The organism is Gordonia sp. ABSL11-1 (assembly GCF_030315685.1).
Classification (GTDB): Bacteria; Actinomycetota; Actinomycetes; order Mycobacteriales; family Mycobacteriaceae; genus Gordonia.
The window spans coordinates 193,454-205,460 of the sequence record NZ_JASXSI010000005.1; the positions used below are offsets into that span (position 1 = coordinate 193,454).

Annotated in this window: 9 protein-coding genes; 4 read left to right on the forward strand and 5 right to left on the reverse strand. The window is 68.2% G+C overall.

Going from position 1 to position 12,007, the window contains the following annotated elements:
- Positions 1-8: 8 nt before the first annotated feature.
- Both QSJ19_RS08015 and QSJ19_RS08020 read right to left on the reverse strand, forming a co-directional pair.
- Positions 9-3,071, reverse strand: a complete 3,063-nt coding sequence (locus QSJ19_RS08015; protein ID WP_286319537.1) for an MMPL family transporter — start codon at positions 3,069-3,071, stop codon at positions 9-11.
- Between the two features lie 157 nt (positions 3,072-3,228).
- Entirely contained in the window at positions 3,229-4,737 is a 1,509-nt protein-coding gene (locus QSJ19_RS08020) for a glutamate-cysteine ligase family protein (protein ID WP_286319538.1), read from the reverse strand.
- Positions 4,738-4,762: 25 nt separating this feature from the next.
- Here QSJ19_RS08020 and QSJ19_RS08025 point away from each other — a divergent pair, with 25 nt between their 5' ends.
- The 3 genes from QSJ19_RS08025 to purM all read left to right on the forward strand — a co-directional run bounded on the left by QSJ19_RS08025 (position 4,763) and on the right by purM (position 8,311).
- On the forward strand, positions 4,763-5,149 hold the full coding sequence (locus tag QSJ19_RS08025) for a sterol carrier family protein (protein ID WP_286319539.1): 387 nt from the start codon (positions 4,763-4,765) through the stop codon (positions 5,147-5,149).
- 248 nt (positions 5,150-5,397) lie between these two features.
- Positions 5,398-6,981 carry an amidophosphoribosyltransferase gene (gene purF / locus QSJ19_RS08030; protein ID WP_286319540.1) on the forward strand — a complete coding sequence of 528 codons (1,584 nt, stop codon included), beginning with the start codon at positions 5,398-5,400 and terminating at the stop codon, positions 6,979-6,981.
- Positions 6,982-7,189: 208 nt separating this feature from the next.
- Complete coding sequence (gene purM / locus QSJ19_RS08035) at positions 7,190-8,311, forward strand: phosphoribosylformylglycinamidine cyclo-ligase (protein ID WP_286319541.1); 1,122 nt, start codon at positions 7,190-7,192, stop codon at positions 8,309-8,311.
- Between the two features lie 382 nt (positions 8,312-8,693).
- Here purM and QSJ19_RS08040 read toward each other — a convergent pair whose 3' ends face one another.
- The 3 genes from QSJ19_RS08040 to ygfZ all read right to left on the reverse strand — a co-directional run bounded on the left by QSJ19_RS08040 (position 8,694) and on the right by ygfZ (position 10,875).
- Positions 8,694-8,873 (reverse strand): DUF3073 domain-containing protein, encoded by a 180-nt coding sequence (locus QSJ19_RS08040; RefSeq protein ID WP_286319542.1) that lies wholly within the window; start codon positions 8,871-8,873, stop codon positions 8,694-8,696.
- A gap of 170 nt (positions 8,874-9,043) precedes the next feature.
- Entirely contained in the window at positions 9,044-9,634 is a 591-nt protein-coding gene (locus tag QSJ19_RS08045) for an MOSC domain-containing protein (RefSeq protein WP_286319673.1), read from the reverse strand.
- A gap of 56 nt (positions 9,635-9,690) precedes the next feature.
- Complete coding sequence (gene ygfZ / locus QSJ19_RS08050) at positions 9,691-10,875, reverse strand: CAF17-like 4Fe-4S cluster assembly/insertion protein YgfZ (protein WP_286319543.1); 1,185 nt, start codon at positions 10,873-10,875, stop codon at positions 9,691-9,693.
- 83 nt (positions 10,876-10,958) lie between these two features.
- Between ygfZ and QSJ19_RS08055 the strand changes: the two genes are divergently transcribed.
- A complete protein-coding gene (locus tag QSJ19_RS08055) occupies positions 10,959-11,828 on the forward strand; it encodes an aminodeoxychorismate lyase (RefSeq protein ID WP_286319544.1) in 870 nt (289 codons plus the stop codon).
- The last annotated feature ends 179 nt before the right edge of the window (positions 11,829-12,007 follow it).

A 12,007-nucleotide genomic window follows, 5' to 3' on the forward strand; every position in this document is an offset into this window, starting at 1 on the left:
GGTTTCCGCTACGTCTGGCGAGGGGCCGTCGTCGACGGCCACCAGATCCGGTCTCCGACGACGGCCATCGCGGCCGGCACCAGGATGGTTCGGACGATCGCGATGTCGAGCAGCAGTCCGACGGCGATGGTGAAGCCGATCTGCACGAGGTTGAGCACGGTGCCGCTCATGAGTGCGAACATGGTGAGCGCGAACACGATTCCGGCGGTGGTGATGACACCACCGGTGCTGCCGAAGCCGCGGATGATCCCGCGGACCATGCCGCCACGCGCAGACTCCTCGCGGATGCGTGAGGCGAACAGCATCGAATAGTCGGCGCCGACCGCGATCACCGCCATGAACGACACCGGGATCACCGACCAGTCCAGGTCGACACCGATGATGTGCTGCCACACCAGGACGCTCACGCCGACGGCGGAGGCGAACGACAGGATCACCGTGGCCACCAGCAGAACCGGCGCGAGCACACTGCGGAGCAACACCATCAGGATGAGCAGCACGGCCACGACGGCGACGGTCGCGAACAGGAGGAAGTCACGACGGACCTGATCCTGCATGTCGGCGGACAGCGACGCCAGACCGGCGGTGGAGACCTCCGCGTCGTCGAGCACCGTCCCGGCCAGGGCGCGCGCTGCGACGTCCGGCAGTTCGCGGCTGGCCCGGAGAGCCTCCTGCCCATAGGGGTTGATCTTCCAGGTGACGAGCATGCGCGCGGTTCGGCCGTCCGGGGAGATCAGCAGCTTGCTGCCCTCGACGAACCGGGGATCGGTCAGCGCCTCGGGCGGGAGATAGAAGCCCGCACCGGGCCCGGACCGTGTGGCGTGCCCCATCGTCGACAGGTACTCCGATGCGCGCCGCAATCCGTCGTTCAGCTGCCCGGTCAGGGCCACGGTCTTGTCGGTACCCGCCTTCACCTGCCGCAGTCCGTCGGCCAGACGTCCCATACCGCCGGCGAGTTCGGTCACACCATCGGACAGACGGGTCAGGTCGGCACGGATGTCCGCGCTCGAGCGGCCGCCGAGCTGGCGGGTCAGGGAGTCGACCGTGTGCAGTGCCGCCCGCAGCTCGGGCAGCAGCGCCCGGAGCCGTTCGACGATGGCCGGCGCGGCATCTGCTGCGACGTCGAGTTCGGTGAGCGCAGCCGAGGCGCGACCACCGAGGGCGCGGTCGAGAGCGGCGAACGCTGCCCGCGCCGCCATGCACCGGGCATCGGAATGGCATGCCGCCGTGGGTCGTCCGCCCTGGAGCGGCCCGAACGTCGTCTGTACCTGGCGCAGCGCCGAGGTGGCCACGCGATCGCGTCCGTCGAGGGCCGCGACGATCGTCGTGAGCGAGGCCATCGTCGCCCGGAGGGTCGGCAGGACCTGACTCAGCGACTGCCCGTCGGTGGACAGGGCGACGATCCGTTCGGCGCGGTCGAGTCCGTCGAGGACCGTGGACGCCATCGAGGTGACCTCGCGGGTGCCGTCGACGAGCTCGGGCATCCGTGTGACCGCGGACTCGGCGCCGGCCGCGAGCTCCCCGACCCCGGCGGCGAGCCGCTTGAGTTCGGGTGTCGCGGTGACCATCTGACGATGCGCATCGCCGAGCTGGGCGCCGACGACACCGCTCTGGTATCCGGTGGCGGCCTCGGGAAGCGGCTTGCCGTCGGGTCGGGTGATCGAGCGTACGACCGCGACCTCCGGCATCGCTGCCACGGACATCGCGGCAAGCTCCAGCGCGGCCAGGTCACGGGTGTTGCGGACGTCGTGATCGGCGCGCACGGTGAGGTATTCGGGCGCGATCTCGTTGTGGCCGTAGTGCTCGGCCACCGCGTCGTAACCGCGTGTCGAGTCCGTCGGCCGGACCGGCATCGCCGACTCGTCCCAGTTCATGCGGTAGGTCGTACTGATCAGGGCCGTGCCGACGAGGAAGATCAGTGCCGCAGCGGTGTACACCCCGGCGTGTCGGATCACCCGGGCACCCCGACGGCGCCAGGCGCGCTCGGTGGAGGCGCGGGGCTCGGCCCAGCCGCGTCGCCCGGCGAGGGAGAGCAGTGCTGTGGGCAGGGTGAGAGCGATCGCCAGGGTGATCAGGACGGCCAGGGCCGTCGGCGGCCCCGCGGTGGTGAACATCCCGATCTTGGTGAAGATCATCGACCCGCAGGCCGCGGCGATGGTCAGCGCCGAGGCGATCAGGATGGGTGCGGTGCGCCCGGAGCTGCGGGCGACGGCGTCGCCGACGGACGCTCCCGCCCGGCGTCCCTCGTGGTAGTTGGCGATGGTGAAGATCGCGTAGTCGGTACCGGCGCCGAGCACCAGTGCGGTCATGATCGCGATCGTGAAGTTCGAGATGGACAGTGCGCCGGTCGAACCCAGCGCGGAGATGATCGGTCGGACCACCGCGAGGGTGATACCGATCGTCGCGAGTGGGACGAGCGCGGTCACCAGGTCGCGGTAGGCGATGAGCAACAGCAGGGTGATGAGCAGGATCGAGACGCCGGTGATGATCAGGAGCGAGACGTCGATGGCGCTGAAGAGGTCGGCGAGAGTCGCTGTCGGGCCGCTGTAGTGGACGCGGAGCGATTCGGGTTTCGCGATGGCGTCGATGTGTGCCCGGATCCCGTTGGTGGAGTGGTGTGCCCGGGTCGAGCCCACCGAGCCCTCGGAGGCGACGAGCAGGGTGACGGCCTTGCCGTCGGGACTCAGTGCGATGCTGCGCGTGACCGGGTTGCCGAAGGTGTCGAGTACGTAGGCGACGTTGTCCTTGTCGGCGACCAGGCGCGCCGACAACTCCCGGTAATAGCGTTCGTCGTCGGCGTCGATCCCGCTCTCGTCGACCAGGACTACGCTGCTGACCGCATTCGACGCCGGCACACCGAAGTCGGCGGCCATGCGTTCGAGGCTCTGATTGGCGGGCAGGTCGCGCGGCAGGAAATCGGCAGAACGGCTCGCCACCGTCTGTTCCAGCTGGGGGACTGCGAGGTTGAGTCCGGCGGCGACGGCGATCCAGACGAGCAGGACCACCCCGGCATGCCGGTGGATCCACCCTCCCGCGACGGTCAGTGCGCGACTCTGAGTCGATGCGGCCACCTGAACTCCCCTCCCCGGACTATGTCTGCAGAACTATGTATGCAGGACGACATAGTCGATAGGAGGAAGGTATCTGTGACGTGAAGTAACGGTCAACCATCCCGGGGTGGATGGTGTTGTGGGGTGCGCTACGACCCGCGGTGACAGGTGATGCGGCTCACAATGTCCAGGTGTGCACCGGCTCGCCCTCGTGCATGAGGTCGACGTAGTCACGCAACATGCCCGCCAGCGCCGCGTCACGGCTGTCGCCCGCGTCCTCGCGGGCCAGGACGGCCCTGCGCTGCCAGGCCGATCCGGTCTGCCGGTTGATGCAGCGGCCCTCGATCACCGACAGGTAGCGTGATCGCGCCTTGCCGGACACCCCGAAGGACTGCAGGCCGGCATCGGCGAGCGGGAGAAGCCGGCGCAGCGTCAACTCATCGGGCCGGACCCAGCCCACATTCGGCCAGTAGAGCTGGGCCTCCAGCCCGCCACGGGCCCCCGATTGCAGGTTCTCGGCGGCGGCGTTGAACGACATCTGCGACCACAGTGGGCGATCGGACTCGACGAGTCCGCGCACCGCGCCGTAGTAGAACGCCGCGTTGGCCATCGTGTCGACGACGGTCGGACCGGCGGGCAGGACCCGGTTCTCCACGCGCAGATGTGCATGGCCGTCGATGACGTCATAGACGGGGCGGTTCCAGCGGTAGACGGTGCCGTTGTGCAGTCGCAACTCGTCGAGTGTCGGTGTGCGGCCCGCGTCGAGTTCCTCGATCGGATCGATGTCCGAGCAGACCGGCAGCAGCGCCGGGAAGTAGCGGGTGTTCTCCTCGAACAGGTCGAAGATGGTGTTGATCCATCGCTCGCCGAACCACACTCGTGGCCGCACCCCCTGGTTCTTCAGCTCCAGCGGGCGGGTGTCGGTGGCCTGCTCGAAGACAGGGATGCGACTCTCGTGCCAGAGCGCCGTGCCCGCCAGGAACGGCGAGTTGCCGGCGAGCGCGACCTGGATGCCGGCGATGCTCTGCGCCGCATTCCAATGCGCGGCGAAGTCCTCCGGCGCCACCCGGAGATGGAGTTGCAGTGAGGTGCAGGCGGCCTCGGGGAGGATGGAGTCGATGGCGGTGTGCAGTCGCTCGGTAGAGTGGTTCTCGCCCAACGGGATTCCGCTGATGTCGATCTCGATGTCCTCGCCGCGCGCCGCGAAGATCTGCTCGTTCAGCAGATCGTATCGAGGATTCGCCGAGATCCATTGATGAGCAAAGTGTTCGGAACGCAACGTCGGCAGCATGCCGATCATCACGAGATGATTGTCGGTCTGGGACGCGCGCTTCTCCGCACGGTTGAGCGATGTGCGCAACGCCTGTTCGAGGGAGATCGTGTCGTCGGTGACGAACGGTCGTGGGGAGACGTTGATCTCGATGTTGAACTGTCCGAGCTCGGTCTGGTAGTCGGGGTCGGCGATGGCGTCGAGAACCGTGGCGTTGGCCATCGCCGGGTTCATGTCGTCGTCGACGAGATTGAGCTCGACCTCCATGCCCAGTAGCGGTTCCGGTGGCTGCCCGTGATCGGTGAACAGCCCGTCGGCGAGCATCCGGGCGATCGCCTCGGTCCCGCGGCCGACCTGCCGCCGGAACCGCACCCGGTCCTCGCCGGTGAACTCGCGTTTGCCCACGTCGGTGCCCATGGACCCATGGTGCATGATGGTCGGCGTGACAGCGCGCAAACCGATCGATCCGGGCGAGGCCCGCGCTGCGGTCGTCGCTGTCGTGGATTGGATCCGTGACGATTCGTCACCCGCACCCGCACGCCCGGCGCTCGCCGCCGCGGTCCGGATGAGTGCTCGCACGCTCGCGCAGATCGCACCCGGGTCGTCGGTCGAGGTGCGTGTCCCGCCGTTCGTGGCCGTTCAGTGCATCGAGGGTCCGCGACACACGCGGGGTACGCCGCCGAACGTGGTGGAGACCGATGCGCGCGCCTGGTTGCGACTCGTGGTCGGCGACGCCGAGCTGTCCGATCTGGTCGAGCAGGGAGCGGTCAGCGCCTCGGGGTCACGCGCCGGCGAGATCGCTCGCTGGATGCCACTGTTCCCGGTGTGATCGCTCCCGCAACGACGTTCACTCCCCGGTCGCCGGACAGGCGGCGGGTTCGATCCGACGGCGCCAATGGCCAGCGACGGCGCGGGATCGGGCGGGTCGGGTCGCGTGGCGCACCTCACACGGGGAATATCCGGACTCGCCCCGCCGCTGCATGATTCGCAATCGGCGTCTACCGACCGGTAAACTCGGGGTCCTCCCAGCCCACCGACGTCGCGACGTCTCTCGCAGCCCCCAGGGAGCGCACCCGAATGACCGACTTGTCGATCAGCAACAAGAACCTCCTCGCACCGGCGCGTACCTGCGGTACCGCTTCCCCGATCGACGAACCGGAGAACGAACCGCGTGAGGAATGCGGCGTCTTCGGCGTCTGGGCACCGGGGGAGGACGTCGCGAAACTCTCGTATTACGGGCTCTACGCCCTGCAGCATCGCGGTCAGGAGGCGGCCGGGATCGCCGTCGGTGACGGTTCGCAGGTCCTGGTCTTCAAGGATCTCGGTCTGGTCAGCCAGGTCTTCGACGAGCAGACCCTCGGCGCGATGTCGGGTCACGTGGCGATCGGGCACTGCCGGTACTCGACCACCGGTTCGACGACGTGGGAGAACTCGCAACCGATCTTCCGTACGACGACGGCGGGAACGGGCGTCGCTCTCGGGCACAACGGCAACCTCGTCAACACCGCCGATCTCGCCAGCAGCGCTCGTTCGCTCGGTGTGATGAGCACGGCGGCGACATCGGACTCGGATCTGGTGGGTGCGCTGCTGGCGCACGGCGCCGCCGACAGCACCCTCGAGCAGGCCGCGATGGAACTGCTGCCGACGCTGCGCGGTGCGTTCTGCCTGACGTTCATGGACGAGCACACGCTCTACGCCGCCCGCGACCCGCATGGTGTGCGCCCGCTGTCGCTCGGTCGTCTCGACCGCGGATGGGTCGTCGCGTCGGAGACCGCGGCCCTCGACATCGTCGGCGCCTCCTTCGTCCGCGACATCGAACCCGGCGAGTTGCTCGCGATCGACGCCGACGGTGTGCGGAGCTCGCGTTTCGCCGAGCCCACCCCGCGCGGCTGCGTCTTCGAGTACGTCTATCTGGCCCGCCCGGACAGCGTGATCCACGGCCGTTCCGTGCATTCCACCCGCGTCGAGATCGGTCGTCGGCTCGCCCGGGAACATCCGGCCGAGGGCGATCTGGTGATCCCGGTGCCGGAGTCCGGTACGCCGGCCGCCGTCGGCTTCGCGCAGGAATCCGGAATCCCGTACGGCCAGGGCCTGATGAAGAACGCCTACGTGGGGCGCACCTTCATCCAGCCGTCGCAGACCATCCGTCAGCTCGGCATCCGCCTCAAGCTCAATCCTCTCAAAGAGGTCATTCGCGGCAAACGTCTTGTCGTCGTGGATGATTCGATCGTCCGCGGCAACACGCAGCGCGCGCTGATCCGTATGCTCCGCGAGGCCGGGGCGGCCGAGGTCCACGTCCGGATCGCGTCCAGCCCGGTCCGCTGGCCCTGCTTCTACGGCATCGACTTCGCGTCGCCCGCCGAACTCATCGCCAACGGCATGGAATCCGAGGCCGGGATGGTCGAAGGCGTTCGGCAGGCCATCGGCGCCGACTCGCTCGGATACATCAGCATCGACGAGATGATCGCCGCGACCGATCAGACCTCGGACAACCTCTGCGCGGCGTGTTTCGACGGCGAGTACCCGATCGAGCTGCCGAAGGAGACGTCGATGGGCAAGGCGGTGCTCGAGCAGATGCTGGCCAACGCCGCCGGCGACACCGATCGCGTCGATCCGCTGACCGGCACCAACGACAACGTGAGCGCGGTGATGCGGCCCTGAACCTCGGGGCCGTCACATCCTGGACTGCGGCGTCCACATCCATCCACACCGAGCCGTACGGCCGGACCGACGTCGGGTAGCGTATTCGCCGTCGGGGACTCGTGTGTGACCGCCAGAGCGCGAGCCTGCCCGAACACGTGACGACGGAGCCTGGGGAACCATCCGGGGATCCGAACCATCTGGATTTCGACAAGGGGTGCTCAGCTAGATGACCGATCGGGATTCGGCTGCCGACAATCAGACCAACCACTCGCACACCTCCGGTGATCCGGTGTCCTACGCCACGGCGGGCGTCGACATCGACGCAGGTGAGCGGGCCGTCGAACTGTTTGCACCCCATGCCAAACGTGCGTCGCGGCCCGAGGTGATGGGCGGATTGGGTGGTTTCTCCGGGCTGTTCGCGCTGAAGGGCAACTACCGCGAGCCGGTCCTGGCCGCGGCCAGCGATGGAGTCGGCACCAAGCTGGCCATCGCACAGGCGATGAACAAGCACGACACCGTGGGCCGCGACCTGGTCGCCATGTGTGTCGACGACCTCGTCGTCTGTGGCGCCGAACCCCTCTTCCTGCAGGACTACATCGCCGTCGGCAAGGTCGTTCCCGAGACGGTCGCGCAGATCGTCGCGGGTATCGCCGACGGCTGCGTCGACGCCGGATGCGCACTGCTGGGCGGGGAGACCGCCGAACACCCCGGACTGATGGACGAGGATCACTACGACCTGTCGGCCACGGCCGTCGGCGTCGTCGAGGCCGACGCGCTGCTGTCGCCGGAGCGGGTCCGTCCCGGGGACGTGGTCATCGCGATGGGATCGTCGGGCCTGCACTCCAACGGGTATTCGCTGGCGCGCAAGGTGCTGCTCGAATGGGGGCACATGGACCTCGAAGGGCACGTGGAGGAATTCGGCCGGTCGCTCGGGGAAGAACTGCTGGAGCCGACCCGGATCTACGCACGCGACTGCCTCGCGCTTGCCGCCGAGACCGATGTGCGGACGTTCGCACACATCACCGGCGGCGGACTCGCCGAGAACCTCGCACGCGTCATCCCGGGCGGTCTCGTCGCCGAGCTCGAACGAGGTACCTGGACGCCCGCGCCGGTGTTCGCCCTCATCGCGCAGCGTGGTCGTGTGGCGCGCGAGGAGATGGAACGGACCTTCAACATGGGTGTCGGCATGGTTGCCGTCGTCGCGCCCGAGGACACCGAGCGTGCACAGGCGGTCCTGACCGCCCGGCACGTCGACAACTGGGTCCTCGGATCGGTGAAGCGGTCGTCGGAACCCAAGAATCACGATCTGCCCCGGGTCGCGCTGACCGGAGAGCACCCCCGCTTCTGACGGTATCGCCTCTGACGGTATCGCCGATCCGGCGTTACGTTCGCGCCGATCGTGTCCAGAGTCACGCCGCCCGGGTCCAGGCTTTCGCCGAGCGTGCCCAGATTCTCGCTGACCGGGTCCACGGCGAAAGGCCAAGGGCCTGAATCGATCTCATCTCATGCCCCACAGCCCGATTCCGGGCACGATCGGCTCGAAACAGGGCACGGTCGGCGAAACTCTGGACCCGGTCGGCCTGGGGAGCCTGCCCGTCAGCACAGCACACAACCACACCCGAGGGTCCGACGGGAGGACAGTGCCAACGACGAACCGCTCAGGTGTGGCTTACAGTGTTGTGCACCGAGATCGGTGCAACGACGGGAGGGTGATACCGACGTCGGAGGCGTCAGGCTCGACGCCACTCGTCCTCGTCGGCCCACTCATCCACCGGATCACGGCGCTCCGGCGCCGCGTCCTCCGACCCGGACAACTCGCGCTGCAAGCTGTCGAAGTCGGTGTTCGGAGTGGAGTACTTCAGCTGACGAGCAACCTTCGTCTGCTTTGCTTTTGCCCGGCCGCGGCCCATCTGGGACCCCCTCGCACAATGACGGGGCGGCCAAACACTTGGCGGCCCCGTTCTCTAGGTAATGATTCTGTCGTGGGACCCAGTTTAGCGCGCTCGTCTCGATAATGCGGATCGCCCTGCCGACGACGCCGCGACCAGTTGCGACGACGTGATCACGGCGGGTCGAACACTCAGACGCGGGCGAGTCTGCGCGACGCTTCTCGTCGGACCTTGGCGGGTAGATCCGGGGCGGACAGCAACGCCGACAACCCGTCGTCATCGGCCTCGACGGTCGGCAACAGCTGACGCACCAGCACGCCGTGGTCGGGTCGCGCGACGACGCTGACGGTGTCGCCCACTCCGACCGTGCCGGGACGCAGAACACGCAGGTAGGCGCCGACATCGGCGCGATCCATGAACCTCTTGACCCACTGTGCCTCACCCGACCACACCGCGAAGGTGCGGCACGGAGTGCGCGGGATCGTCGTCTCGAGGAGCAGCCCGTCGTCGCCGACGGCCCACTGCTCGCCGACGACGGCGTCGGTCACCGGCATGCCGTCGATCCGAAGATTCTCGCCGAACCAGCCGTGCGGGAGCGGGCGTCCGAGTTCGTCCGCCCAGCGGCGTGCCTCGTGTTCGCTGTAGGCGTAGACCGCCTGGTCGATTCCACCGTGATGTCTGGTGTCGACGCTGTGGTCGGAGGTCAGGCCCAGTTCCCCCACGGTCGCCCGGCCGACGACGGGTCGTTTGTCGATGCCACTGGCACCGATCTTGTCGAGCATCACATCGTCGGTCGCGGCGCAGACGGCCAGCACCACGCCGACGTCGGGTGCTCTCGTCACGAGTCGGCCGGACCGCGTCGGAGGCGTTCGATGGCGACGCGCCCGGCCTGCGGACGATCGTCGGCACGTACGGAGTCGGGATCGATCCGTGCGCTCATCGGGTGCTCGCCGTCGACGAGGAGATCGACGTCGGCGCCGACGGCACGCTTCACCAGGGCCAACGCGATCGGGCCGAGTTCGAAGTGGTCCACGACGGTGCCGACGCGACCGACGGCACGGCCGGCCGCGGTCACCGGATCGCCCGGGACCGGGCGTTCGTCGGCGCTGCCGTCGAGGTGCAGCAGCACGAGCCTGCGTGGCGACTTGCCGAGATTGTGCACACGCGCAACGGTTTCCTGCCCGCGATAACACCCCTTGTCGAGATGGACCGCGCCCTGCTCGGACGGATCGCCGATCCAGTTCACCTCGTGCGGGATCGTACGGTCGTCGGTGTCGACGCCCAATCGGGGGCGCAGCGCGGCGACGCGATGGGCCTCGTGCGCCCACGTGCCTGCCATGCGGGCCCCGGCGTCGGTCAGTTGCGTCCACCACGCGTCGGCCGAGGACTCGGGGATGACGAGGTCGACGACGGGGATGCGTCCGCCCTCGCCGATCGGCGGCATCACTCGCCAGAAACCGATCGGCTCCTCCTCGTGGTGGAGTTCGGGGAGGTCGCCCGCGGCGTACACGGGGGCGTCCGGGGTGAGTTCGAGGAGCTCGGCGATCGGGCCGCGGACGACGTCGGGCCCGATGAGGGTGAGCACCGTCATGTCCGGCCGAGCGCCGGGTTGCACCTGGGCCCAGAACACCATCTTGGTGAGGAAGTCGAGCAGGGGCCCGCCGCGAGCGCCCTCGGTGTCGATCCAGGTGACGCCGTCGACATCGGTCAGGACGAAATGCTCTTCCACCCGCCCGTTCAGGTCGAGGGACAGGTTCTCGGCGCTCGTACGGTCCGGGAGACCCTGGACGTGCTGGCTGGAGATCGTGTGCAACCAGGTGAGCCGTTCGGGGCCGGGGAGTTCGAGGACGGCCCGATCGGATCGGTCGACGATGACGGCCGAGCGTTCGGCGGTGCGCTGTTCGCCGAGGGGATCCCCGTAATGCCAGGCGACCTCGACGAGGTCGTCCGGGCCGTCGGCTGCGGTCGGGCCGGGAACGGCACCGTGGGTGGATTGCCTGGTCAGAATGGGTGACGCGGTCACGTGTCGATTCTACGGGTCGACACGCCCACACGGCCGCCGGTGATGACAGCCGCGCGCCCCGCCCGGCCCGTAGCCTCGACGTCATGGCGCAGCAGATCCTGGTGACTCTCGACGGTACGGTCCATGATTCCGACGCCCCGTTCCTGCACGCCGACGACCTGGCAGCGCTGCGTGGCGACGGGGTGTTCGAGACGCTGTTGATCCGCTCCGGCCGCGTCCGGCGTGTGGGCGCTCATCTCGATCGCCTGCAGCGCAGCGCGGACATGATGGATCTGCCCGCTCCCGACCGTGACGCGTGGCGCTCGACCATCGAGGTGGCCGAGAAGCAATGGTCGGCGAGTGCCGGGGGAGCCGGTGAGGCCTGGCTGCGCCTCGTCTACTCGCGAGGGCGGGAAAGCAGTCCCGACGCCGGTGCCACCGCGTACGTGATGGTCGGCCCGGTCGCCGATCGCGTCCGGACCGCCCGCGCCGACGGCATCTCGGTGGTGACCCTCGAGCGGGGGTTCTCCACCGACCTCGCCGACGCGGCGCCCTGGCAGTTGCTCGGGGCCAAGACGCTGAGCTATGCGACCAACATGGCGGCGTTGCGGCACGCCGCCGCACAGGGTTTCGACGATGTCATCTACCTCAGCAGCGAGGGATCGGTGCTGGAGGGACCGCGATCGACCGTGGTCACGGTGACCGGGCGGACGCTCGTGACGCCGCCCGCGGAGTTCGGCATCCTGCCGGGAACCACCCAACGTGCGGTGTTCGAGACGGCCGCGCAGGAGGGATGGACGACGAGGGCCGAACCGCTGCGCCGCGCCGACCTGATCGCGGCCGAATCCGTCTGGCTGGTCAGCAGCGTGGCGCTCGCCGCCCGGGTCACGTCGTTGAACAGATATGTGATGCCGGAGTCACCGAACAATGACGAATTCGCCCAATTGGTGGACCGCGCCATTTGCGTTGATTGAGAATGGTGGCACGTCCGTGCAGTTCGTGGTGATCGGTGCCGTGATCGACGTCGCCTATCGGTGCGGTCGGGATCCAGCCCACAATTCAATCCCGGTGCGATGAGGACTTTGGTCGCTTGAATCGTCCGATCGGTGCAGCGTAGCGTCGGAGGGGTATCTCTACTACTGTGTGTAGTAGG

Bases quoted from the DNA above. Each gene is read 5' to 3' on its own strand.
- purF (WP_286319540.1), top strand. From the start codon at position 5,398: ATGACCGACTTGTCGATCAGCAACAAGAACCTCCTCGCACCGGCGCGT.
- QSJ19_RS08040 (WP_286319542.1), bottom strand. From the start codon at position 8,873: ATGGGCCGCGGCCGGGCAAAAGCAAAGCAGACGAAGGTTGCTCGTCAG.
- QSJ19_RS08020 (WP_286319538.1), bottom strand. From the start codon at position 4,737: ATGGGCACCGACGTGGGCAAACGCGAGTTCACCGGCGAGGACCGGGTG.
- QSJ19_RS08055 (WP_286319544.1), top strand. From the start codon at position 10,959: ATGGCGCAGCAGATCCTGGTGACTCTCGACGGTACGGTCCATGATTCC.
- purM (WP_286319541.1), top strand. From the start codon at position 7,190: ATGACCGATCGGGATTCGGCTGCCGACAATCAGACCAACCACTCGCAC.
- QSJ19_RS08045 (WP_286319673.1), bottom strand. From the start codon at position 9,634: ATGCTCGACAAGATCGGTGCCAGTGGCATCGACAAACGACCCGTCGTC.